The sequence below is a fragment of the Micromonospora sp. DT81.3 genome, from assembly GCF_049847225.1.
Classification (GTDB): Bacteria; Actinomycetota; Actinomycetes; order Actinomycetales; family Microbacteriaceae; genus Microbacterium.
In genome coordinates this window covers 20,860-45,305 of sequence record NZ_JBNCNY010000001.1, presented here as the reverse complement: position 1 = coordinate 45,305, position 24,446 = coordinate 20,860, and the positions used below count along the sequence as shown (strand labels likewise).

Here is a 24,446-nt window from a genome sequence, read left to right as displayed (position 1 = left end):
CTCATCGTGGTCCCATCCTCGTTACGGCTCGGCGGCGACGACTTTCAGGCACACGGCCCCTCACATCGTCAGCGCCGGCGTGGGCAGTTCGGCGGCCTGCTCCGCGCGGAGGCGATCGACGAGCCTTCCGGCGGGCAGCTCTACGTCGTCGTACGTCAGCACCGAGTCCTTCGGGATGAAGCGGAGCACTCGGCAACCCTCGGCCACACCGATCGGAAGCAGGTTCTCACCGGCCGTCACGTCCGCGCGTTCCGCGACGCCATAGGTGCAGTACCCGCCCAGCCCGTCGATGACGGTGCCTTCGGCGAGGTTCGTCTTCGCCACCGCCACCACCTCGACCGTCGGCGCCCCCAGCGGCTCGAGGGCGGCGTCTCGGAACAGCACCGCCCTCGCCACCGTGTTCGGCACCTCGAAATGGCAGAGATGGTAGGGCGTGTAGAAACTGTAGAGCGGACCCTCTCCCAGCTTGTACAGGTTGAGGTAGTGACGCTGCTTGGGATCGTCGTGGACGGCGAGGACGAAGACCCCGGGCCCGGGCTTCGCGCCGACGACGTAGTCGACGACGCCGCCGAGGCGTTCGAGCTCCTCGACGTCGTACGCCGTCGTCAGCTCGTCGACATGGCCCGCGTGATCGGCGCCCCGCATTCCACGGCGTTCGACGGTCATCCCGGTGGCGTTCGCGACAATCGCCTGCTCGAAGGACACCTTGGTGCCGTCGGCGAAGCTCGTCACCATGTAGGGATCCTGACCCCACTTGGCGGCGAAAGCGGCCTGGGTCGTCGGGGTGCGGTACTCGTCCTGCAGGCCCTTGATGTTCCCGCATACAAGAGGACGGAGCCCGAGCCCTCGCACGAAGCGCACGAGGTTCATCTGCACCCCGGGCTGGTCGCCGTCGCACCCTGTAATGATCACGCCGCCTGCCTTCGCACGCTTGCCGAGGATCGGACCCACCGTCCCGTCCACCTCGGCGTTCATCAGGACGATGTCTTTGCGCTCCGCGATCGCCTCCACGACGACATGACAGCCGTATTCCACTGCGCCCGTGGCTTCCACGACCGCGTCGACGGTGCTCGCGCCCGTCGCGGCGCGGAAGTCTTGCGTGATGGCGACGGCGCCCGCGGCCACCGCTTCGTCGACACCGGAGCCGTCCGTCACCGCACGGATGTCCCTGACACCGGCCTCGCGAAGCGCGGCTTCCGCCTTCTCGAGGGTCCGATTGACGACCACGCTGACCCGCATCCCAGGCACACTGTTCGTGATCTGATTGATCAGGCCGCGTCCCATGAATCCTGCACCTACTATCGCGACACCGATCGGGCGGCCCTCGGCCTCCCGCGCCTGCAGTGCGTTGTCGATGATGATCATTCGGTACCTCCCGATATCGCTGCGAGCTGTGCCGGTGACCATGTGTCGAGCAGTGGCCACGTCGCATCTTTGGGTGAGGTGTCCGACACCGGCATCGGCCATTCCAGGCCGAGGGCAGGGTCGTCGTAGCGAAGGCCGCGCTCGGCGCCGGGCGCATAGGCGCCGCTCACCATGTACAGCACCTCGGTGTCATCGACGAGCGTCTGATAGCCGTGCGCGAAGTAGGCGGGAACGAACAGCGCCTGCCGGCTGTCGGCGGTGAGTTCCACCGACACGTGCTGCAGCCGCGTCGGCGAGCCCCAGCGCATGTCGATGATCGTGTCGACGATCGCCCCCCGGATGCAGCGGATGAGCTTCGTCTCCGCATTCGGCGACACTTGGAAATGCATGCCGCGGAGCGTGCCCGCTTTGTAGTTGAAGGAGATGTTCGCCTGCTCGACGTGAGGGTCGAGGCCAGCCGTCGCGAACTCCTCCCGGCAGAACGAACGGGCAAAAAATCCCCGTTCGTCACCGCGCAGCTCGAGATCGATGATGCTCACGTCGGCGATCGGGGTCGGATGGAAGATCATGACGGCACCCTCCAGAAGAGCTCCTCGTCGACCTGCCCGGAGCGAATGAGGTATTCGAGTTGCTTCAGTCGAGTGAAGCCGCGTCCGAGGAACATCTCCTCGTCTAGCGCGATCGAGTCGAAGATCGCAAGCAGCTGCTCGACACCCCTTTGGGCGTTCCAGTCGCATTCGTACCCGGGCAGGACTTCGCGGATCTTGTCGAATGTCACTTTGTAACTGCGGTTGTCGCCTCCACTGGCACCGAAGCTCACCTCTGACCCGGGAAGCGCGTCACCGATGATCGCTGCGATCTCACGAACCTGGTAGTTCTGCTCATCCGAACCGACGTTGAAGATCTGTCCGTGCACCGCATCCCGCGGCGCGGCGAGCGTCATCTTGATCGCCTTGGCGATGTCGAGCGCATGCACCAGGGGTCGCCACGGCGTGCCATCGCTGGTCATGGCGATCTCCTTGGTGGTCCAGGCGAGCCCCGAGAGATTGTTGAGCACGAGGTCGAACCGCATCCGGGGCGAGGCACCGAACGCGGTGGCGTTGCGGAGGAACGTCGGGCTGAACCCGTCATCCGCCATTGCCAGCACGTCGCGCTCGACCATCGCTTTGCACTCCGCGTACACGGTCTGAGGGTCGATGGGCGATGACTCGTCGACAATCCCCTCCGCTACGCCGTACACACTGCAGGACGACATGTAGACGAAGCGCTCGACGCCCGCCTGCTTGGCCATGGTCGCCAGCCGCACGGAGCCGGTGTGATTGATGCCCCGGGTCAGCTCGGGATTGAACGCGCCCAACGGGTCGTTCGACAGTTCCGCCATGTGCACGATCGCCTCGATGCCGGCAAGGTCCTCGGCTTCGATGTCGCGGATGTCGCGCACGAGTGTTTGCGGCGTCGAATCGACGCCGTTGTACAGCCACCCCGCCTTATAGAAGCCCGTGTCGACCGCGAGCAGATCATGCCCCGCCCGAACGAGTTCGGGAGCGAGGACCGAACCGAGGTATCCCTCAGTTCCCGTCACCAGAACCTTCATGTCACCCCCACACTTTCCACGGCGCCTGGTTCGTGTCCCAGAGCTGGTTGAGCTCCGTCCAGTCGCGGTATGTGTCCATTCCCATCCAGAAGCCGTCGTGGCGGTATACGCCCATGCGTCCGTCGGCGGCCAGACTCTGCAGCGGCTTCTTCTCCAGAAGGAGGTCAGGGTCATCGTCGAGGTAGCTGTCGACCATCTCGCGCCGGAACGCGAAGAACCCTCCGGACACCCAGCCCTCGGCCATCGTGGGCTTCTCGTTGAACTCCGTCACCTCGTCGCCGGTGACGTGCATCTCGCCGAAACGGCTCGTTGGGTGCACGCCCGTGACGGTGCCGGTCTTCCCGCTGGCCACATGCTGGCGATAGAGCGCATCCAGGTCGACATTGCCGATGCCATCGCCGTAGGTCATCAGATAGTAGGGCTGATCCAGGTGCGCCTGCACTCGCTTCACCCTGGCTCCCGTGCCCGTCAGCAGACCAGTCTCCACCAGGGTCACATCCCAGTCCTCCTGCGGAGTGTGGCTGTGCCAGTCGACCGCCTCATCACCCTCGCCCAGCCGGACGGTGAAGTCGCGCTCGAACTTTCCGTAGTCGAGAAAGAACCGGCGAATCGAGTCGCCTTTGTACCCGAGACATAGGATGAAGCGTCGGAAGCCGGCGGCCTCGTACGTCTTCATGATGTGCCAGAGGATCGGCTTGCCGCCGATGTCGATGAGGGGTTTCGGTAGCTTCTCGCTCGCCTCCCTGATCCGCGTGCCCATGCCTCCGCACAGGATCACCACCGGAATTTCGGCCTTCGAGGGCACTTCTGATGTCGCTTCGATCGTCATGGTGGCGCTCCTTTCTCGGGTGGTCGCCGATGTCGACGACCACCTTTTCCATCGGTATGGCGGGATGGGTCTCAGTGAGCTGTGTCGCCGGGGGCGAAGACGGCTCGGAAGGTGCGGAAGAGGATGCCGATGTCGCCCATCAGCGTCCAGTTCTCGACGTAGTACAGATCGAGGCGCAACGACTCCTCCCACGAGAGGGCGGATCGCCCGCTGACCTGCCACAGGCCACTCATGCCGGGCTTGACGATCAGTCGGCGCTCCGCGGCGAAATCGTAGAACGCCACCTCGCCAGCGCGCTGCGGGCGCGGGCCGACCAAGCTCATGTCCCCGAACAGCACATTCAGCAGCTGCGGGAACTCATCGAGGGAGTGCTTTCGCAAAATGCGACCGATGGGTGTGATCCGCGGGTCGTTCTCGATCTTGAAGAGGGGGGTGCCGTCAGTGCCCTGTTTCGCGAGGAGGTCCTGAAGCTTCGCATCGGCGTCCGGAACCATGGTTCGAAACTTAATGAGCTCGAAGGGACGCCCGTCCTGGCCGATCCGCTCCTGGCGGTAGAAGACGGGACCGCGGCTCGTGCCCTTCACCACGCAGGCGAGGATGAGGAACGTCGGCGCCAGCACCAGCAGCAGCGCCGCCGAACCCACCACGTCGAATGTGCGTTTGATGATGCGCTGCGCGCCGGTGTATCGCGGAGTCTCCACATGCACAAGAGGCAGGCCGGCCACGGGCCGGGTGTGCATCCGAGGCCCGCCGATGTCGGTCAGGCTCGGCACCATTATGAGATGCTGCCGGCCGGCCTCCAGTCGCCAGCTGATCTCCCTGACCTTCTGGACTGGCAGCGCAGCGTCGCTCGCGACGATCACGGTGTCGGCATCCGTCATCGCCAGTACGCGACTCACGTCATCGACGGGTCCCAGGAAGGGCACCGACGCACCCCCGCACGTGAACTCGGTCCGCTTGCCGGGGCCGCTAACGGCGACGACGCGGTAGCCGGCTTCCGGCATCCGGTCGAGTTCGTTCGTGATGCGCGCGTTCTCCTCGTCATCTCCGATGAGGAGGGCACGGGCGAGACCGCGTCCCGCCCGCCGGGCGGCCCTCAGACGCTGGCGCCACAGGAATCGCGTGGTCAGCAGCGCGGCGGTGCCGAGCGGGAAGCCGAGGAGGAGGTAGCCGCGCGACACGGGGGTCGTCGTGAGATACGAGACGATGGCGAGGACGGCGAAGAGGTAGATCGCCGACGTGACCACCAGCCTGTATTCGCCCGTGCCCATTCCGATCACGCGCCCGCTGCGGGAGCCGGAGACGGCGAGAGCGACGAGCCAGCCCAGGATCAGCAAGACCGAAAGCCACGTATAGGTGAGCGGCGTGTCCTCGACGGGCTGGGCCACGCGCACGCCCAGAAACGTGAACCAGAGATACTGCGACCCAAACACGGAGACGATGATCACGATGGAATCCGATAGCCAAAGAGCGCGCTGGTAGGCGAGCTTCCAGCCGATGGCGGTGGTGTCGGAAGTGGATACGGAAGAGAGCGAGTTGATGACCATGTTGCTTCCCCAAGGTCGTGGTGCTCAGTGAGTGCGCCTCACCGTGAGGCGCGTTTACGGCAGCGTGTCGCTGCGGCTATCCCCCAATGGTGCTCGGGAACGGGACCGTGACTACTTGACCGCGCGCTGATTGCCGTCCCGGGTGGTGATTGCCCCGGGAACCGGCTTCTTCGGCTTCATCGGTGCCCTTGGTGGGATCGGGCGCGTCGGTCGTCTGCGCGGTCAGCGCTCGGTGCGTTTCGGCGAGGTGTTGGTGCCGACCGTGCGGCAAGCCGTATGTGGCCTCACGATCCGAATCGATGATGGAAGCGGTCACGATCGGCTCCGTGACAGGGTTCGCGTACGGGCCCATGCGTTGCTTCGTGAACACGTTGCGTGGGTGACCTGGTCCTGCGTGCCGCCGGTCTCGTTGGCGACGGACGGGACGTTCGTCGCCGGTAACACCCGTTCTATTGGCACGGCGAAGTCCGACGCAGCAAGCACGCCCGGCACGGCGATCACCCCGGATCGGCGTCTGCGAGCGCCGAAAAGCGCGCGCCAAATCAGAAGCATCCATCAGTTCCCCCATCGATTCGGCGGTTCATCGCGTCGAGCCACCCCACATCGGGCTCACCGTGTATCGCTGCCGTGAGTCATCTATAGCGGGGTTCCGGTCCGACATGCGGTGTTGGACCAATTTTTTCGGCGGTCGTAACCGGGCGTTAACAATCGATGGCATCAGGGCGTAGGTGCCGCCGCTAGCGTTTGTGGCCTGAACACTGGTGAGGGGACGAGTATGGGGCACTGGGGAAGTCGACGTCGTCGACCGATGCATGAAGTGGTTCCGCTGACGGTCGTGTGGGTCGAATCCAGGACCAACTCGGCGGCGGCGGACGCGCAGCTTCACGGCACTTTCGCGCGCCCGGAGAACCCCAGCTTCGAGCCGCGTGTGGTGAGCAGGTGGCAGGACGTGCCGGCATGGGTGCTCCTGCCCGGACGGGACGGGCCCTTCGTCGCGTACTCGCTCCTCGTGGAGCTGTTCGCGGTGACGACCAAGAGATGGCGGGGTGGGGTGCGGTGAAGATCGTCCATGTGACCGAGACGCTCGTGGGCGGAGTGCTCGCGGCCGTGCTCGCGCTGGCGACGCGCCAGTCGTTGCTCGGGCATGACGTCACGGTCATTTATCCGCGCAAGCCCGCGGTGCCGGTGGCGGCCGAGCTCGATGCTCGATTTCCCTCGGATGTTCGGCGGGTCGAGCTGACCTACCGAGGACGCGTCGCGACCCTCCGCGATCTGCGGGTCGCGATCCGAGGCGCCGATCGCGATATGGACGTCCTGCATCTGCATTCGACGTTCGCAGGGATCGCCGGCCGCCTGCCGTTCGTGCGGGTCCCCGACGGATGCGTCGTCGCATACTCCCCGCACGGGTTCGCCTTCCTTCGGGAGTCGTCGTCCGCCGTCAGCAACCTCGCCGCCCTCGCCCTCGAACGAGTCCTCAAGCCCAGGTGCGACGGTCTCATCCTGGTGTCGCCGTCGGAGGAGGCCGTCGCGCGCACCCGACTGGGAGAATCGCACTGCGACGTGCTGCAAAACGGGATCCCCGTCGACGGGCTCCCACGGGCGCACGGAAGCGGCAACCCGCGTCCCGTCGTGGTCGCCTCGGGACGACTCGGAGAGCAGAAGGGGCCTGATCGCTTCGCGGAGGTCGCCAGAGCACTCGGCGACCGCGCCGACTTCGTGTGGATTGGGGACGGGCCTAGGGAGGGACGAGAACGGTGGATGGGAGACGCACCGGTGCGCTTGACCGGGTGGCTTTCGCATGAGGACGTGATCGCTCAGCTCGCGGCATCCGACATCTTCCTCTTCCCGACGCGCTGGGAAGGTATGCCCATCTCGCTCATGGAGGCGCAGGTGATGGGCCTTCCGGCGGTCGCTACCGACATCGTCGGGAACCGCGACGTCGTCCTGAGCGGCGAGACCGGATACCTGTGCTCCGACGTGCCCGATCTCATCGCTGCCGTCTCGAGCCTCGTGGATGACCCACTCGAGCGTTCGCGGATGAGCGCTCGCGCGCTGGAGGTGCAGCGCGATCGGCTCTCAGACATCGACCTGGGCACCGCCTCGATCCAGGTCTACGACCGGATGGCCGCCCGGGTGTCCGACCCGATGAGTAGTTGAGAGTGAGCGCCGCGTCCGCCCGGGTGCACGGCCATCCGATGGCGCTGTCGGTGCCTGAGCGGCCGGGGGCGACGAAGTGCTCGTCGCCTGGGCGGGATTCGCTCACCTAGACGCGTTTGTGCCGCTCCCATGCTCACCGGATGTCTAGATCCGAGTCGCCTTTCCAGGAACCCGACGCGTCGGACACGCCGCCTGTCAGCTGGCGACGTCTCAGGACTGCCGAGCAGTGTTGTTGACGAGGATGGCCAGCTGGGTACGGCTCCGAAGGCCAAGGCGCCGCAAGACCGTGGTGAGGTGGCTCTTGACCGTCGCATCACTGACGAAGAGCCGGGCGGCGATCTCGCCGTTGGTCATTCCCTCGGCGACAAGGAGGGCCACCGCCCGCTGACGTTCAGTCAGCCGGGTCAGAGCGCCCAGCTGCGCAGGGATCTCCGCCGGGCCGGTCGGTTCGGAGGTCAGGAATTGCACGAGGTGGCGCGCGAATGTTGGGTCGAGGGCGAGCCCGTCCTTGGACACGGCGCGGATGCCGTCGACCAACTGCGGCGCGGCGACCCTCCGAGAAAGGTAGCCCCTCGCCCCGGCGCGCAACGCCTCTGCCAGATCGTGCTCGGACTCGTTCTCGGCAAGGATCAGTACCGCTCGGTCGCGAAGGCACAACGCACTGACGGACGCCGCTTGCACGTGCTGCAGCAGCCCCTGGCGGATGACGACGACGTGTGGGTCCACCCGGTCGGCCATCGAGCATGCCGAAGCGACGTCTCCCACTTCGCCCACGACGACCATGTCGGGTTCGCGCTCGATCAGCACGCGGAGTCCGATGCGGTAGATCTCGTGGTCTTCGCACAGCAACACTCGAACATGCTCCGACCCGGACATGGGCCAGACCTGTTCCAGGGATAGGTCTGGATGGGAAGCGGCACTTGACTCAGGTTGGAACGTCATCAGGATCCCCTTGACGTGGCACGACATCGCTCTTGCAATCGAACGGCCCGGTCCTGCAGGCGCGACGAATGCCCCCAGCGAACTGATAGTGACGGACACTTCAAGCTAGATATACCGCGAGCGCGGAAATGAATCCACACATCGTGGCGGATGGTAATAAATACGGCTACAGACTGTAATAAGCCGTCCCCTCGAGTCAGACGGGCGCTGCCCGTCCACAAGGGGACCTTCGCCCAGGGCCTCGCTCGGACTGGGCGTTCGGTGCTCATCCCTCTGCGACCGTCGAGTTTCAGGCACTCGCTTGGTTCCGACCTTGGGATTAGCCGCCTCAACCTTCGGATGGGAAGCCTTCACCGGATGGGCGGTGGCCTTCTTACCCCTTGGGGGGAGCGGAAGGCACGAGGTCGCTACCTGCGGTGGATGTGTATTGGCTGTGGGTTCCTTAGCGTATGGGTTGTCCTGACGCTGGAACTCCGCAAGGCAACCGGGACGACAATCGTTTCTCCCGCAACGTTCCCGATAGATGGAGTCAGTCATGCACCAGACCATGATCGTCGCGAAGATGCGCTCTGAGGATGCGCCAGCAGTAGCCGAGATCTTCAGCCGCTCCGACGCGACATCCATGCCTCAGGACATCGGCGTCATCGGTCGCTCCCTGTATCGCTTTCACGGGATCTACGTGCACCTGATCGATTTCGCACGGCCGGCGTCAGATGCGATGAGGACGGCGGCGCAATTGCCCTCTTTCCGTGCCGTGAGCGACGAGCTGCGCCCGTACATCGAGGCCTACGACCCGAATTGGACTTCACCCGCGGACGCCATGGCAGACCGCTTCTACCACTGGAGATCACAGGCGCACCAAGGCTGAATTCACCCTCGTAGCCGACCGGTTGGACGACCTCGATGTCGACGACGGGTTGGCAGACCCACCGCATCATGTTCCGTTGCGAATACCTGCGAATAGAGGGACCCGATGACACAGACACTGGAGCCGGTGGTGTTGCCCGCCGGTCGGACGGAATGGACCAAGTGCCCGGGCTGCGGGTGCCTTGTCTACCACAAGCGACTGGATCGAAACCTCCGGGTGTGTCCCGAGTGCGAACACCACGTGCGGATGGGGGCGCGGGCCAGGATCGAGCTGCTGGTCGACCCGGGAAGTTTCCGCGAGGCCGACTTCGATCCGCTGATGCCCGATCCGCTCGAATTCTCCGACTCCCGTCCCTATCGGGACCGGGTCGCCGGTGCAACCGCCAGTTCCGGCGAATCAGAGGCGGTCATCGTCGGCGCCGCGCTTCTCGGTGGCCGTGAGGCAATTCTCGCCGTCATGGAATTCGCCTTCATGGGCGGAAGCATGGGCCTGGAGGTCGGCCGACGGGTGAGCGAGGCGGCCAGCCTGGCCCTCCATCAGCGAAAGCCCTTGATCGTAGTGTGTGCAAGCGGCGGAGCACGGATGCAGGAAGGCGTCTTCTCGCTTCTGCAGATGGCGCGCACCGCGCTCGCCTTCGCTCAGCTTCGCGAGGCGGGCGTGCTGTCGGTGTGTGTGCTCACCGATCCGACGTACGGCGGTGTCTCGGCATCCTTCGCCAGTCTGGGTTCGGTGGTTCTCGCCGAAAGGGGCGCCCACATCGGATTCGCCGGCCCGCGCGTCGTGCAGGAGACCATCCGTGCGGCGCTGCCGGATGGCTTTCAGTCCGCCGAGTCGCAGCTCTCGCACGGCCTGGTGGACAGGGTGGAGAACAGGGCAGACCTCCGGCCCCTGCTGATTCGGCTGATCAATCTGCACGCCGAGAGAAGGATGACCACCGCAGCTGATCCCGTTCCCGAGCCCGCCGCGACGCGGTCGACCGGATCTGCGGCGATGCGCGACTCATGGGCCGCGGTCCAAGCCGCGCGCAACGTTGAGCGACCGACCACAGCGGATTACATTCGGCTTGTCTTCGACGATTTCGTCGAGTTGCACGGTGATCGTGCCTATGCCGATGACCCCGCGGTTGTCGGCGGGGTGGCATCCGTCGCGGGGCGGTCTGTTGTGGTCATCGGCAGCCAGAAGGGGCACACCGTCAAGGATCTCGTCGCCCACAATTTCGGGATGGCCCACCCAGAGGGGTACCGAAAGGCGATGCGCCTGATGGAGCACGCCGAGTCATTCGGGTTGCCGGTGGTCACTTTTGTGGACACCCCCGGCGCTCACCCCGGCCCCGACGCTGAGGAACGCGGGCAGTCCATCGCCATCGCCGAAACCATCATGCGCAGCTCGCGGCTGCGCGTTCCGGTGGTTGCCGTCATCACCGGTGAAGGCGGCAGCGGTGGCGCCCTCGCCCTGTGCACCTCGGATCGGTTGCTGGTGCTGGAGAACGCCTTCCTCTCGGTGATCAGTCCGGAAGGGTGTGCGGCGATCCTGTGGCGGAGCGCGTCGTCGGCGCCGGCTGCGGCCACGGCGTTGCAACTCGGGGCGGCGCAGTTGCTGCACAGCGGCATCGCCACCTCGGTCGTACCAGAACCGCCTGGCGGGGCCCAAGCGGATCCCGCTGCCTGCGCACGAACGCTCCGCGAGATCATCCTCCGTGAGATAGACGAGCTGAGCGACGTCTCTCCCGACGATCTACTCTCGGGACGGGAGCAACGTTTCTCCCAGCTCGGCGGCGGGGAACTGATGACCCCGATGACGACCGACATCGCCAGCTGAGGCGGCCCGAGATGACACCGAACAGCGAACTTGCATCCGCGAATGGTCAGGTTCCCGGGGCGGCAGCGCTCCTGCAGACGGCCGGCAAACCGGAGTCGATGCTCGAGCTGCGGCAGGAACTAGCCGAACTCGCGCGCACCCTGCCCGGCGATCTGCGCCGTCTACGAGTCCGCGGCGGCGACCGCGAGATCGAGGTCGAGTGGGCCGACCAGGTGAGAACCGTGCAGTCGGTCGTCGATCAACCGGGGACGGCTCTCGCCGGCGGGACGGGGGATATCGCCACCCCGGTTTCCGCGCCGATCGAGGATGCCGCGTCCACAGCGGTGCGGGCACCGCTGGTCGGCTGCTACTACGCCGCGCCGTCACCCGGTGCAGAACCGTTCGTGCGGGTCGGCGACGACGTTGAGGCCGACACCACGGTGGCGATCATCGAGGCGATGAAGATGATGAACCCGATCGTCGCCGGCGAGTCAGGCGTCGTCGCCGAAGTGTTGGTGAGCAACGGTGAATCCGTCGAATACGACCAGATCCTGCTTCGGCTTCGCCCTAAGGAGCACAGCGCATGATCCGGAAACTGCTCATCGCCAACCGTGGCGAGATCGCCGTTCGAATTGCCAGGACGTGCCGTGAACTGGGCATCGAGGTCGTCGCGGTGTACAGCTCCGCCGATCGGGAATCCGAAGTCGTTCGGTTGGCCGACATCGCCGTGAACATCGGTCCGCCCGCACCGCGGCGGAGCTATCTGAACATTCCCAACATCATCGAGGCGGCCCTGCAGACGGGTGCGGAGGCCGTCCATCCGGGTTACGGATTCCTCTCCGAGGATCCGGATTTCGCGGAAATCTGCGAGTCGGCCGGGCTCACCTTCGTCGGTCCTCCGCCGTCAGTGATGCAGGACATGGGCAACAAGGCCACGGCGCGACGGCTCATGCACGAGGCCGGGCTGCCGATGCTACCCGGAGTGGTCGAGCCGGTGCGCTCGGTACACGAGGGGCAGAGGATCGCCGCCGACATCGGGTATCCCGTTATCATCAAGGCTGCTGCCGGTGGCGGAGGGCGCGGGATGAGCGTCGTCCACAGCGCGGCCGACTTCAGCGAAGCCTATGTCAGCACCCGCGAAGTGGCCAGAGCGGTCTTCAACGACCCGGCTGTCTATGTTGAGCGCTACCTGGCCGGTGCGCGCCACGTAGAGGTGCAGGTGCTATGCGATCAGCATGGCAACGGCGTCTCTCTGGGAGAGCGCGATTGCTCGTTGCAGCGCCGTCATCAAAAGCTTTTGGAGGAGGCGCCAGCCGCCCACATGACGGTCGAGCAGCGCGAACACCTGGGAGCGTTGGCGGTGCGCGGTGCGCTGTCCGTCGGCTACACCGGCGCGGGGACCATGGAATTCCTGGTCGACGGCAGCGGCGAGCCCTACTTCATGGAGATGAATGCCCGAATCCAGGTGGAGCACCCCGTCACCGAGATGCTGACCGGAATCGACTTGATCCGCGAGCAGATCCTGATCGCGGATGGACTGCCGCTCGCCTTCGGGCAACAGGATGTCCGTTGCAGCGGAGCCGCCATCGAATGCCGGATCAATGCGGAGGATCCGGCGCGGGGGTTCGCTCCCACTCCCGGTCGACTGGACGTCTATAGAGCGCCGGCCGGGCCATGGACGAGGTTGGACACCGGGTACCGTGAGGGCGATCAGGTAAGTCCGCACTACGACTCATTGCTGGCGAAACTCATCGTGTGGGCGCCCACCCGGGATCAGGCACTCTCGAGGATGGACCGGGCGTTGGCCGAGATGGCGGTGTCCGGCCCGGGCCTGTCCACGACGGCGACCCTGCACCGGGCGTTGCTGCGGCACCCCGACATTCGCGCCGACCGGCATGACGTCCAGTTCCTCGACCGCGAAATGCCCAGCCTGCTCGCCAGTGCGGCGGAGATCCATCAGCTCGGGAGCCGCACCCCCGCCTTGACGGCAGATTTCGTGTCGGCCGTCCCAGCCCCCGCGCAGCCGACCTGGCCTCGCGGCCTACCCCCACGCCCCACCCCAGACGGAGGTCACCCCAACATGAATGACACCTTCACAATCAGCGATCTGATGACGCTGCTCAGCAAAAAGGCGGGTCTGCCAATCGCCGACCACACCGACAACCCATCCGGACGGTTCTCCGATGTCGGGCTCGACTCGCTGGCATTTCTCGAGATGCAGACCGCGCTGAAAAGCACCTATGGCGTCGAGCTGCCTGACGATCAGACGGAGCACTACACGTTCGGCGAGATCGTCGACGTGGTGCAGAGCCATCTCGCTATGCGTCCCCTCGAACAAGCCTCGTGATCGGGATGAACTCGATGAGCCGACCGGAGGCTGACCGATGAGCACGGACTCGACAAGCCCGCCACCGGAATCCGCGAACGTGGAACCGGAAGGGCATACCTACAACTCCATCGTGATTGATGCCCCGCTGGATCTGGTGTGGCAGGTGACCAACGACCTCGGCAATTGGCCGAACCTGTTCACGGAGTACGCATCGGTCGACATCCTCGAAAATCGGGACGACACCTACTTCCTGTTCCGGCTGACCATGCATCCGGACGCCAATGGGACGGTCTGGAGTTGGGTCTCTGAGCGGACTCTCGACCCGATCGCCCATCGAGTGACTGCACGGCGGGTCGAGCCGGGACCATTCGAGTTCATGAACATCGATTGGACGTACCGGCAGGTTGCGGGCGGGACCACGATGCGTTGGATGCAGACCTTCCGGATGCGCCCCACCGCGCCCGTTGACACCGCCACCATGACCAGGCGGATCGATGCCAATACCAAGATCCAGATGGCTGTCATTGCGCAGAAGGTGCAGGCAGTCGCCGAATCGAACGCGGCGCAGCCCGTCCCCTTGCCCACCACTGCCTGAGGAGTTCCGTTGACCACCACCGTGCACCCCCCCTCTGCCGTCACCTGCGTCCCGATCGTGCATCGCGATGAAACCCAGCCGAACCACCGGCGGGGCGGGGACATCCGCACCCTGCTGTCACCCGCAAGTGTGGGCGCAACTGCAGCCTTTATGGGAACACTCACGCTCGCGCCCGGCGAGGTCGTCACGGAACACTGGCATCCATACTCCGAGGAGTTCCTCTATTGCGTCTCGGGTGACGTCTTGATCACCGTCGACGGTGAGCAGCGCCGATTAGTGGCGGAGTCAGCCATCCACATTCCCATCGGGGTCCGTCACCGCATCTTCAACGATCGCGCGGTGCCTGCCTTCTTCGTCTTCACCTGCGGTCCGCTGGCGCCACGCCCGGAACTCGGCCACGTCGACACGGAACCGTCACCCGGATCGCTCGGCGGGGTCCGATGAGCACCGGAAGGAGAGTCGTCGTCACCGGTATCGGCGTTGTCGCACCCGGCGGCGTCGGAAAGCAGGCGTTCTGGAACCTGCTGACCGAGGGTCGTACCGCCACCCGCAGGATCAGCTTCTTCGACGCCACGCGGTTTCGATCGCAGATCGCCGCAGAAGTCGACTTCGACCCGCTGGCTTACGGACTGACGCCCCAGGAGATCTACCGCAACGACCGCTTCATCCAGTTCGCTGTCGTCGCAGCGGATGAGGCCGTTGCAGACAGTGGCCTGGATCTGCGCTCGGGCGGAGGAGTCGACCACGACCGCCTCGCGATCAGCCTGGGCAGTGCGGTAGGCGCGACGATGCGGCTCGAGGAGGGGTACGTCAACGTCAGCAACCACGGTCGGGACTGGCTCGTCGACCCCGCATACGGGTCGAAGTTCCTGTACAACTCGCTGGTTCCCAGCAGTGCAGCCACCGAACTTGCGGTCCGCTTCCACGCACACGGGCCTGCATCGGTCATGTCGACCGGTTGCACGTCCGGCATCGACGCCGTCGGATACGGGACCCAGCTGATCCAGGATGGCGACGCGGACATCGTCATCGCGGGGGCGAGTGACGCCCCCATCTCGCCGATCTCCGTTGCGTGTTTCGACACGATTCATGCGACGTCCGCGCGCAACGATGACCCAGAACACGCATCGCGGCCGTTCGACGCGACCCGGGACGGGTTCGTGATGGGCGAGGGCGCGGCGGTGCTGATCCTGGAGGAATACGCCGGCGCTCGGGCGCGGGGCGCCCATATCTACTGCGAGATTGGCGGCTTCGCCAACAGGTGCAACGCGTTTCACATGACAGGGCTGCGCCCGGACGGGGTGGAGATGAGCGCCGCGATCGATGCCGCGCTCGACCAGGCAAGACTCGACCCGAAGACCGTCGATTATGTCAACGCCCATGGCTCGGGCACCAAGCAGAACGACAGGCACGAGACCGCCGCGGTCAAGCGAAGTCTCGGTGAGCACGCCTACGACATCTCGATGAGCTCGATCAAGTCCATGGTCGGGCACTCGCTCGGTGCAATCGGCTCCATCGAGCTGGTCGCGTGCAGCCTCGCCATCGAGCACGGCGTCGTTCCGCCCACCGCAAACCTGGAGAACCCCGACCCCGAGTGCGATCTGGACTACGTGCCGAAGATCGCTCGTGAGATGCCAGTGGACGTGGTGGTATCGGTCGGCAGCGGCTTCGGCGGGTTCCAGTCCGCCATCGTGCTCGCAAAGCCCGAGGTGGCGGCGTGACAAGGGCGGTCATCACCGGTCTCGGCGTGATTGCGCCCAGCGGTGTCGGCGCCGACCAGCACTGGAAGAGCATCCTTGCCGGTGAACTGAATGTGCGTCGCATCTCGGCTTTCGACCCCACCCGCTACACCACCACGATCGCCGGCCAGGTCGAAGGATTCGACGTGAATGAGCAGGTCGACCCGCGGCTGGTGGTGCAGACCGACCGCTGGACCTGGATGTCACTGGCGGCGACGCAGTTGGCCCTCGACGACGCTCTGTACAATCCGGGTGACCATAGTCCTTATGCGACGTCGGTGGCTCTCGCAGCGGGTTCCGGTGGGAACGAGTTCGGCCAGCGCGAGATGACGGGTCTGTACACCAGCGGTCCACAAGCGGTCGGTGCCTACCAGTCCATCGCCTGGTTCTATGCGGCGAGCACCGGTCAATCGTCTATCCGGCACGCCACCAAGGGCCCGGCCAGCGTGCTGGTGACGGAGGGAGCCGGAGGCCTCGATAGCGTGGGTCATGCGCGGCGGGTGATCCGTCGCGGAACCACGGCAGTCATTGCCGGGGGAACTGAAGCCCCATTGTCCCCGTACGCCCTGACCTGCTACGGCACCAGTGGGTGGTTGACCGCGGCGGCTGATCCCCGTGCCGGCTACAAGCCGTTCGACAAGCAGGCCAACGGGTATGCACCCGGTGAGGGCGGGGCTGTGCTTCTGGTCGAGGACCTCCGCACCGCTGTGGAACGCGGAACTCCTCAGATCTACGGGGAGATCGCCGGATATGCCGCAACCCACGACGCGTTCGACGCCAATGCGCTGGCGCCGGACGCTACGCATATGGCCCGCGCGATGAGCCTTGCAATCGAGGATGCCGGCCTGACGGCCGATGACGTCGACCTGATCGTCGCCGATGCGGCGGGAGTGGCCGAAATGGATGCCCTCGAAGCGTCCGCGCTGCGGATGGTTTTCGGTGACCGGATCAGCGCCGTACCGGTCACGGCTCCCCAGGGTTTCGTCGGTCGGCTCAACGCCGGCGGTTCGGCGCTGAGTGTCGCCACTGCGCTGCTGGCCATCCGCGATGGTGTGGCGCCGGCGGTCGGCAACCTCGACGAGCCCGATCCGTCGTACGGACTCGATCTGGTGCGGGTGCCTCGCGAGCTCGACCTGAACGTCGTGTTGATCAACGCCCGTGGGTTCGGCGGCTTCAACAGCTCGATGGTGCTGCGAAGGATTGACCCCGCGAATTTGCAAGGCATGGCCGAGGAGGGGGCCTCATGACCGAACCCGCGATCAGGACGGTGCTGCGGATGCGCGCCCGCGAAGGGATGGAGGCCGAGTTCCAAAGGGCGTGGGAACGCGCGGCTGCCGAGATAAGTCGGGTGCCCGGCAACGTGCGACAAGAGCTCTCGCGCGACCTAGAAGACTCACGCACATTTGTCATCACCAGTGACTGGATCGACCGCGCAGCAGTGGACGCGTTCGGCCGCAGCGATCAGCGTGAGGCGCTGACCGCGGGTCTGCGTGACCTGCGCGAGGAGGCGGCCAGGAGCACGTACGAGTTGCTGACCATCGTCCCGGCGACGAAGCCGCTGCCGATCCGCATCGATCTCACCACCCGGGTCAGTCCGGGAGAGGAAGAGGCGTTCGAGCACGCGTACCAAATAGTCACGTCCCGGCTAGCGGACACGCCCGGCCTGGTGCGCGAAGAACTGCTGAAGGAACCGGGATCCTTCGTTTACCACATCTTCGCCGAGTGGGAATCGGAGCAGGACTTCATCAACTGGGTCGAGGATCCCTCGCACGCCGATCAAAGTGGTCCGCTGGCGCGGTGGTTGTCCGTCGAATTCGCGCGGCGGGTGTTCGAGATCCGCTACCGCCCCCCTCAGCACCGACGGACTTCGGACACGCCCGAGTTCCCTGCGGTGCAACGATCCTCCGCGCAGCCGTCCATCGCCGCGCCAGTGACGGCACCGGCGCCGGTGGTTGCCGTTGCGCCTACCCTTGCGGTCGACGCAGCGGCAACACCTTCGCCGGTGGCGGGGCCATTGCCGAAGCCGACAGCTGCTCCATCTCCTGAACCGGTGGCGGCAGCCGCTGCGACGTCAGCACTCCCCGCCACCCACGACACGGTGAGCCCGCACGGCAGCGGAATCTACGATGTCGAGGTGCTGGTGGTCGGCGGCGGGCCAGTGGGACTGACGTGTGCCATCGAGTTGGCTCGGCGGGGAATCGCGGTGCGGATCATTGACAAGCGGCCGGTGGCCGCCGCCCAGGCGGACAAGGCGATCGGCATCCATTGCCGGACGATGGAGATATGGGAGGACCAGGGCGTTGTCGCGGACGCGATCCGGGCAGGGGTCTGGTTGCACGGCCAGACGGTGTATGTGAATGGAAAGCTGACCCATCAGGTCGACTGGTCAGGACTGACCGATCTTCCCTACGCGCACCTCGGCCTGCCGCAATACGAAACGGAACGCATCCTGAGCGACCGCCTCGCCTCCCTCGGGGTCACCCTGGAGCGGGGCATCGAGCTGGTCGACTTCGAGCAGGACGTGGATGGGGTGTCGGCGACACTGAGAAGCGACTCCGGCGCCACAAGCGTGACCCGAGCGCAGTTTCTGATCGGATGCGACGGTGGACACAGCGCCGTCCGCGCAGGCCTCGGACTGAAGTTCGAGGGCGGCCTGTCGATGTTCCCGCAGCTGTTCATGCTCGGCGACGTCGAACTCGATTGGACGATGCCGCAGGGCCATCTCCTTCGCTTCGTCCGGATCGAGGACGACGGCGACTTCACCGGGATGCTGGTCTGCGTCCCGCTGCACGGCCGCGGTCGCTACCGCGTTGCGACCCTGGCGCCGCAACCGCTGCAGAAGACCATCGGGGCGGGGGTCGTTCCCGCGGGATTTTGGCAGGAGTACACACCCCCGACGCTCGCCGATATCCAAGCCGTGCTGGACGATCTGGCACCCGAGCCGACCACCGCCAGCAACCTGCGATGGTCATCGATCTTCCGCATCAAGCACGGCATCGTCGACAGATACCGGGAAGGCCGCGTCTTCGTCGCCGGGGACGCCGCACACCTGCATCCCCCAGCTGGCGGGCAGGGCATGAACACCGGCATCCAGGACGCATGGAATCTGGGCTGGAAGCTCGCGCTCGCCGTACGCGGAAACGCCGCGCCCGGCCTGCTAGACAGCTACGACGCCGAGCGGCGTCCGGCAGGCAAAGCGATCGTCGATCGGGCCGTCGCTCTCGCCTTCACCGACGAGATGGACATGGAGGACGAGAAGGCACAGTTCCTGCTCGAGATGCAGATGACCATGAATTACTCCGGAAGCGCCCTGGTCGGCGAGGACATCCGCACTGACGGGCTTCTCGGGGGGCCTGCGCCGGGGGCGCGGGCACCAGATGTGCACGGACTCACCATGTTTGGAGTAGGACACCCACTTCGCCTTTTCGAAGTCACGCGCGGAACAAGATCGACGCTGCTGCTCTACGCCGACGAAACAGTGACCGAGGACGACTTCATCGAAGCGGAAGAACTCGCCGCGGCGGTGTGGCAGCAGTCTTGTGGCCAGGTCGGTGCGTATCTGATCGCGAGTACGGGTGCCCAGGTCCCGGTGCATCTCGACGTTCCCGTCCTCCGGGACAGCGCCGGCAACTTCCGGAGAACCTACGAGGGCCAAGCACTCACGGCCTACCTGATCCGCCCGGACGGTCACGTCGGGTATCGCACCGCGAGGGCCACGCTCGCCGCAATCAACGACCACCTGCAGCAGATCTTCGTCCATAGCCAGCCGACGATGAGTCAATCGGCCGCGTAGGCGAATCGCCCCGAGCAACCCTAGCGAGAGGAAAAGCCATGACCTTCCGTCCCTTCCGCAACGTGATCGTCTGTCACCTGGTTCCCGGCAGCGAGGACAAGGTCGGTGCCGTCTTCGGCCACTACGACCAGATCACCCGACCGCAGGACCTGGGTGTCATCGGCCGCACCCTCCTGTCCCACGACGACCTCTACATCCACGTCCTTGACCGCAAACAGGACCCGGAGGTGTCCGGCCAGCGGCGAGGGCTGCCGGCGTTCCAGCAGATCGCGGAAGAGATCGGTCCGTACGTCACACCGTACCCGCGTTACTGGGAGAACCCGTCGCACTCCGTGGCCAAGCAGTTCTACCGTTGGGTTCCGGACGGGGATGTCCCCGAGGACCGGGCACTGACCGTCATCATCCAGCGAATGAAGACGGATGCAGAATCCGACATCGCTCGGGTGTTCGCTGACTCCGACGCCGGCCCGCTGCCGATCGAAACGGGCGTTACTGGGCGATGGCTGTACTCCATCGACGACGTCTTCGTGCACCTGCTGGAGCAGGACAAGGCCAAGGCGGCAGCCGTGCGGCAAAATCACGAATCTCACCGGCCGGCTTTCGCCCGCATCATGAACGACCTAAGCCCGTACCTCTCGCCGTACCGGCCGGACCACTGGCAGACCCCGAAGGACTCGGTCGCCAACGCGTTCTACCGCTGGCAGGCCGAGGACTGGACTCCCCCGACCGACGAATGACGCGTGCGGCCGGCGACGCCTGCGCGATGATGTCTGCGACGCGGGCGGGCGTGGCTCCGGCTCGGAAGGTTGAGGACGTGCGTGGTACGGCGGTGCGAATCATGGTCGGTCCTCCTTCTGCAGTGCCTCGCGGCAGGTTTCAGTCGTCTACTGCTCAGCCCTCGCCGACGGCAATGCCGCGCGGACACACTCTAAGGCGTTGGCTGAGCTCGCCTCGCGAGGAAGGTATCCGTGTGCGTCTGCCTCCGTGTGCTTCGTCGGACCGGTCTCGGATGCCGATTGGGGGCCCACCATGACGACACGAACACCTTCTCGGTTCAGGGCTTCGACAAGGAGCAGCGCGGCATCACCGAATTCAGAACTCACCAGGGCGATGTGCGGCGCAAACACCTCGGATAGCTCGAGGGCGCGCGCAGGTTCAGCGGCCTCCCCGACAATTTCGATCTGCGGTAGCAACCTCAGAACCGTACAAAGGCCGATTCGATACACCTCATCGTCGTCGCAGATCAGCACCCGGAAGCGGGGTCGTGGACGGCTAAGCACGAGGATCTGGCGCACACGAACTCTGGTCATCGCCGACCGGCCTCTGTGCGCGGCAGTGTGTGCGGTCCGTCCAGACGACGGTAGAACGGGGCCATAGGGCTTGTGCACATCCCTGACCGAGATGATCGGCGTGTTCATGAGGCTCCAGGTTGCAGGTGGAGTTTCATCCTCGCTCTTTGCGGCGCTCATCGCGTCATCCCTCCGCAGGCACTTCCAATACTGCGATCGCGGTACTCCGCATGCCGCGCGGGGTGGATGCCGGGGCTCCGCCCCGCCCCGCCCGATGGTCGGATGAGACGGGACGTGGGACGGCCGATCGGCCGGGCCGGGTGGCATCCCCGCATGCCCGCGTGGATCGGCGACGTCATCGCGGCCGCGTTCATCGTCGCCTCGGCGTACCTTCGGTTCTCGGGGGCGGATTTCCGTCCGATCGACGTGTTCACGACCGCCCTCGTGATCGCTCCGGCGCTCATTCTTCCGCTCCGGCGCAGGTGGCCGATCGCCGTTCTCGCGGCGTGCGTCGCGCTCTATGCATTGGCGGCGTTTACGGAGTCGCTTTGGCCCGGAATGGTCCTGGCCATCGCGATCGCGATGTTCGGCGTTGCCAACCGTTTGCGCCGGCGGGCGGCCCTGTTTGCGGCGCTCGTCACGATCGGCGTGATCGTCGGAATCAATGTTCTTGCTTCGCTCAGCACCCTCCTGGACGTGCGAGCATTCGCCTTGGTGGTCACGGTGGCTTTCGCTGCCGCGGCTGGGGAAGGAGCGAGATCGCGGCGGGATTACATAGTCGCGATCACCGAGCGCGCCGAGCACGCCGAAGAAACCAAGGAGTCGGAGGCGAGGCGACGCGTGTCGGAGGAGCGGCTTCGGATCGCACGCGACCTACACGACGCGGTCGCGCATCAAATCGCTGTCATCAACCTACATGCGGGTGTGGCGTTCTCGGCAATTCCCTCCCGGCCGGACGACGCGCAGGAAGCGGTCCGCACGATCCGTAGCGCCGCGCGCACGGTGCTCAGCGAAATCAGCGCGCTCCTCGAGGTCTTGAGGACGCACGATGATGAAGGCACGCGCGAGATCTCGCCGCAGCCAGGTATCGAACGACTCGATGAGCTGGTCGGCCAGTTCGAGGAGGCAGGACTCGCCGTGACGATCGAGATCGAGGGAGACATCACGAAGGCCGCAGTGGGTGCCCAGATCGTCGCCTACCGGGTCATCCAGGAGGGCCTCACCAACGCCCACAAACACGGTGCAGACTCTTGTGCTCACGTCCTGATCCGGGTCGAGCTTGACACACTCGAGATCGTGGTCACCAATCCGACCCTTCCCAGCGAGACGCCTCCCACGCTCGAGACGTCCGGGGACCGTAGATCCGGCTCTGCTCTCGGACTGATCGGCTTGCGGGAACGGGTGGCCGCGGCGCGCGGCACCGTGGAAGCCGGCCCCACACTCGGTGCGTGGCAAGTGGCAGCGACTCTTCCCGTGAGCACGGACGGGCGCCGATGACCACCGTGCTCGTCGTCGACGACCAGTTCCTGATCCGCGAGGCGGTGTGCCACATCCTGTCGCACGCGGACGGGATCGATGTAGTGGGCGAAGCGGTCGACGGGCACGAAGCGGTCGCCGCCGCCGCGCGTCTGAACCCCGATGTGATTGTGATGGACATCCGGATGCCGCGACTCGACGGCATCGCCGCGACAGCGGCCATCTGCGCCCACCCCGACCTCGCTTCGACACGAGTACTGATCCTCACGACCTTCGAGGAAGACGAATACATCGTTGCCGGTTTACGCGCCGGCGCAAGCGGATTCATCGGCAAGGGATCCGGGCCGGACGAGATCGTGCATGCCGTGCGGTCGGTGCACGCCGGCGACGCCCTGCTCTCGCCCACGGCAACCCGGAGCCTCATCATGAAGTACATCCATGCAGCTATCCCCTCCGACGCGTCGCACAGCATCCCGCCCGAGCTGGACAGACTCACCGAACGCGAGCGTGAGGTTCTCCTGCTCGTCGCGCGCGGCCGGTCGAATCAGGAGATCGCGGACGCCCTGCACATCTCGCCGTACACCGCGAAGACTCACGTGAACCACGTCATGACCAAGATGACCGCACATGACCGCGCTCAACTCGTCATCCTGGCCTACGAGACCGGCCTCCTGGCGCCGAGGTCACCCTGACACCCCGCGATGACGAATCTCGTGGACCGAAGCGCCGCGGTGGAGGATTGGCTACAGCGCAATACCCATCCTCCCTAGGATGAGTCGCAACAGGCCCTTTTCCCTCCCGTCTCGAAGTAAGGAGCCCCGTGTCCGCAATCGCCACTCCCAGCCGCCACCGCGTCCTCGCCGATGTCCTCACCCGCCCGTCGGCCCGTTCCCGTGCATTCGCAGTCGACGGCGTCCTCGTGCTCTCCGGCGTTGCCCTCGTCTCGCTGCTCGCCAAGGTTTCCTTCTTCCTCGGTCCCGTCCCAATCACCGGACAGACCCTCGGCGTGATCCTGGTCGGCGCCGCACTCGGCGCTAAGAGGGGTGCCGCCAGCCTGACAACGTACATGCTGCTCGGCCTCGCCGGGCTTCCGATCTTCGCGGGACCGGTCGCGGGGCCTGCGTATGTGCTTTCGCCCTCCTTCGGATTCATCGTCGGCTTCATCCCGGCCGCCTTCGTGGCCGGCTGGTTCGCCGAGCGCGCATGGGACCGCAAGCCGGTGCTCGCATTCGCCGGCTTCGCCGCGGCGAGCATCATCCCATTCGTCTTCGGCGTTCCCTACCTGGCGTTCATCTTGAGCACCGTGCTCGGCGTCGACATCACTTTCGCGTCCGTGATGGAGGCCGGCGTGCTGCCGTTCATTGCCGGTGGGGTCATCAAGGCCGCCTTCGCGGCGCTGCTCGTCCCCCTGGCGTGGCGCGGCGTGCGCACCCTCGACGCGCGCAAGTAGCACCAGACACCAACAGGGCCTCGCCGCCTGCGGTAGGTACCGTTGGCGTTCCGGCGTGCGCTGAGGCGAGCGTCGCAGCGACTGCAGATCGCGAACAGTACCCGGCGGAGAGCGTGATTCAAGATTTGGGCGCAGCTTGTCGGAGGCCAGGGTCTTACACGGAGAGATCATGCCCGCCCGAGGAAGTACGACGAGGAGACCAGGCTCACGCGGTCCGGTCCTTCAGGAGCGGTGCGATGAGGGAAAATCCGACTTCATCAAGAACGACCGGAGTGACACCACGAAAAGGAACTCGACCCCACCCCCTGGCTGTGTCGGGCGGGGGGTCCAGGAGTTCCGGCGCGCCCTGGGGGGAGGGGGCGGCTAGGATTGTCGACCGAGCCCACTCGGTTCGTCGGCAGGCCCGAAGGTGGTGCATATGGACGGTATCTCGGCGCTTGTCGTCCTGGCGATCACCTGGACCCTGCTCGGACTCGGTGCGGCGCTCGCGGTCGGGCGCATGGTGCGCCGCAGCAACGAGGAGAACGGACTCTTTGGGAGCTTGCATGCCCCGCCGCCAAGCGACAGGCCCCACCCGCGCATAAACCGCAGCGTCACTGATCGCGAGAGTCCTGGAACGACCGAGGACGGCGATCGGAAGCCTCTCTAAGTGCGAGCTCCGGGCGGCCGCGCTGAT

The 24,446-nt window shown here is 65.6% G+C and carries 22 protein-coding genes; 15 read left to right on the top strand and 7 right to left on the bottom strand.

Going from position 1 to position 24,446, the window contains the following annotated elements:
• Positions 1-60: 60 nt before the first annotated feature.
• From ACPW96_RS00190 to ACPW96_RS00170, 5 genes are all read right to left on the bottom strand, one after another.
• Entirely contained in the window at positions 61-1,365 is a 1,305-nt protein-coding gene (locus ACPW96_RS00190; RefSeq protein WP_425881577.1) for an NAD(P)H-dependent oxidoreductase, read from the bottom strand.
• Positions 1,362-1,934, bottom strand: a complete 573-nt coding sequence (locus ACPW96_RS00185; RefSeq protein ID WP_425823789.1) for a dTDP-4-dehydrorhamnose 3,5-epimerase family protein — start codon at positions 1,932-1,934, stop codon at positions 1,362-1,364. Before ACPW96_RS00185 ends, ACPW96_RS00190 begins: the two co-directional genes overlap by 4 nt.
• Positions 1,931-2,947 (bottom strand): NAD-dependent epimerase/dehydratase family protein, encoded by a 1,017-nt coding sequence (locus tag ACPW96_RS00180; protein WP_425881576.1) that lies wholly within the window; start codon positions 2,945-2,947, stop codon positions 1,931-1,933. Before ACPW96_RS00180 ends, ACPW96_RS00185 begins: the two co-directional genes overlap by 4 nt.
• A 13-nt stretch (positions 2,948-2,960) precedes the next feature.
• The gene (locus ACPW96_RS00175; RefSeq protein ID WP_425881575.1) at positions 2,961-3,788 is read right to left on the bottom strand and encodes a sugar phosphate nucleotidyltransferase; all 828 of its coding nucleotides are present in this window, start codon (positions 3,786-3,788) and stop codon (positions 2,961-2,963) included.
• A 71-nt stretch (positions 3,789-3,859) separates the two neighbouring features.
• Positions 3,860-5,335 carry a sugar transferase gene (locus ACPW96_RS00170; protein WP_425881574.1) on the bottom strand — a complete coding sequence of 492 codons (1,476 nt, stop codon included), beginning with the start codon at positions 5,333-5,335 and terminating at the stop codon, positions 3,860-3,862.
• Between the two features lie 808 nt (positions 5,336-6,143).
• Here ACPW96_RS00170 and ACPW96_RS00165 point away from each other — a divergent pair.
• A complete protein-coding gene (locus ACPW96_RS00165) occupies positions 6,144-6,395 on the top strand; it encodes a hypothetical protein (protein ID WP_425823781.1) in 252 nt (83 codons plus the stop codon).
• A gap of 11 nt (positions 6,396-6,406) precedes the next feature.
• On the top strand, positions 6,407-7,492 hold the full coding sequence (locus ACPW96_RS00160) for a glycosyltransferase (RefSeq protein WP_425881573.1): 1,086 nt from the start codon (positions 6,407-6,409) through the stop codon (positions 7,490-7,492).
• Between the two features lie 210 nt (positions 7,493-7,702).
• Here ACPW96_RS00160 and ACPW96_RS00155 read toward each other — a convergent pair whose 3' ends face one another.
• On the bottom strand, positions 7,703-8,344 hold the full coding sequence (locus ACPW96_RS00155) for a LuxR C-terminal-related transcriptional regulator (RefSeq protein WP_425881572.1): 642 nt from the start codon (positions 8,342-8,344) through the stop codon (positions 7,703-7,705).
• A 625-nt stretch (positions 8,345-8,969) separates the two neighbouring features.
• Here ACPW96_RS00155 and ACPW96_RS00150 point away from each other — a divergent pair.
• From ACPW96_RS00150 to ACPW96_RS00105, 10 genes are all read left to right on the top strand, one after another.
• Positions 8,970-9,302, top strand: coding sequence for a TcmI family type II polyketide cyclase (locus tag ACPW96_RS00150; protein WP_425881571.1), 333 nt, complete (start codon positions 8,970-8,972; stop codon positions 9,300-9,302).
• Positions 9,303-9,419: 117 nt separating this feature from the next.
• Positions 9,420-11,120 carry an acetyl-CoA carboxylase carboxyltransferase subunit alpha gene (locus ACPW96_RS00145; RefSeq protein WP_425882128.1) on the top strand — a complete coding sequence of 567 codons (1,701 nt, stop codon included), beginning with the start codon at positions 9,420-9,422 and terminating at the stop codon, positions 11,118-11,120.
• Positions 11,121-11,131: 11 nt separating this feature from the next.
• On the top strand, positions 11,132-11,686 hold the full coding sequence (locus ACPW96_RS00140) for an acetyl-CoA carboxylase biotin carboxyl carrier protein (RefSeq protein WP_425881570.1): 555 nt from the start codon (positions 11,132-11,134) through the stop codon (positions 11,684-11,686).
• Positions 11,683-13,446, top strand: a complete 1,764-nt coding sequence (locus ACPW96_RS00135) for an acetyl-CoA carboxylase biotin carboxylase subunit (RefSeq protein ID WP_425881569.1) — start codon at positions 11,683-11,685, stop codon at positions 13,444-13,446. Before ACPW96_RS00140 ends, ACPW96_RS00135 begins: the two co-directional genes overlap by 4 nt.
• A gap of 37 nt (positions 13,447-13,483) precedes the next feature.
• Positions 13,484-14,023: an SRPBCC family protein gene (locus ACPW96_RS00130; protein ID WP_425881568.1), complete on the top strand. Its 540-nt coding sequence runs from the start codon at positions 13,484-13,486 to the stop codon at positions 14,021-14,023.
• Positions 14,024-14,077: 54 nt separating this feature from the next.
• A complete protein-coding gene (locus ACPW96_RS00125; RefSeq protein ID WP_425882127.1) occupies positions 14,078-14,467 on the top strand; it encodes a cupin domain-containing protein in 390 nt (129 codons plus the stop codon).
• On the top strand, positions 14,464-15,744 hold the full coding sequence (locus ACPW96_RS00120) for a beta-ketoacyl-[acyl-carrier-protein] synthase family protein (RefSeq protein ID WP_425823763.1): 1,281 nt from the start codon (positions 14,464-14,466) through the stop codon (positions 15,742-15,744). Before ACPW96_RS00125 ends, ACPW96_RS00120 begins: the two co-directional genes overlap by 4 nt.
• A complete protein-coding gene (locus ACPW96_RS00115) occupies positions 15,741-17,009 on the top strand; it encodes a beta-ketoacyl synthase N-terminal-like domain-containing protein (RefSeq protein ID WP_425881567.1) in 1,269 nt (422 codons plus the stop codon). Before ACPW96_RS00120 ends, ACPW96_RS00115 begins: the two co-directional genes overlap by 4 nt.
• The gene (locus tag ACPW96_RS00110) at positions 17,006-19,555 is read left to right on the top strand and encodes an FAD-dependent oxidoreductase (RefSeq protein WP_425881566.1); all 2,550 of its coding nucleotides are present in this window, start codon (positions 17,006-17,008) and stop codon (positions 19,553-19,555) included. Before ACPW96_RS00115 ends, ACPW96_RS00110 begins: the two co-directional genes overlap by 4 nt.
• 38 nt (positions 19,556-19,593) lie before the next feature.
• Positions 19,594-20,292, top strand: coding sequence for a TcmI family type II polyketide cyclase (locus tag ACPW96_RS00105; protein ID WP_425881565.1), 699 nt, complete (start codon positions 19,594-19,596; stop codon positions 20,290-20,292).
• Positions 20,293-20,439: 147 nt separating this feature from the next.
• Here the strand turns inward: ACPW96_RS00105 and ACPW96_RS00100 are convergent, their stop codons facing one another.
• Entirely contained in the window at positions 20,440-21,024 is a 585-nt protein-coding gene (locus tag ACPW96_RS00100) for a hypothetical protein (RefSeq protein WP_425881564.1), read from the bottom strand.
• A 114-nt stretch (positions 21,025-21,138) separates the two neighbouring features.
• Here ACPW96_RS00100 and ACPW96_RS00095 point away from each other — a divergent pair, with 114 nt between their 5' ends.
• From ACPW96_RS00095 to ACPW96_RS00085, 3 genes are all read left to right on the top strand, one after another.
• Complete coding sequence (locus ACPW96_RS00095; protein ID WP_425881563.1) at positions 21,139-22,341, top strand: sensor histidine kinase; 1,203 nt, start codon at positions 21,139-21,141, stop codon at positions 22,339-22,341.
• The gene (locus ACPW96_RS00090; protein ID WP_425881562.1) at positions 22,338-23,012 is read left to right on the top strand and encodes a response regulator; all 675 of its coding nucleotides are present in this window, start codon (positions 22,338-22,340) and stop codon (positions 23,010-23,012) included. The genes ACPW96_RS00095 and ACPW96_RS00090 overlap by 4 nt, the downstream gene beginning before the upstream one ends.
• 128 nt (positions 23,013-23,140) lie before the next feature.
• Positions 23,141-23,770: a biotin transporter BioY gene (locus tag ACPW96_RS00085; RefSeq protein ID WP_425881561.1), complete on the top strand. Its 630-nt coding sequence runs from the start codon at positions 23,141-23,143 to the stop codon at positions 23,768-23,770.
• Positions 23,771-24,446: the final 676 nt, after the last annotated feature.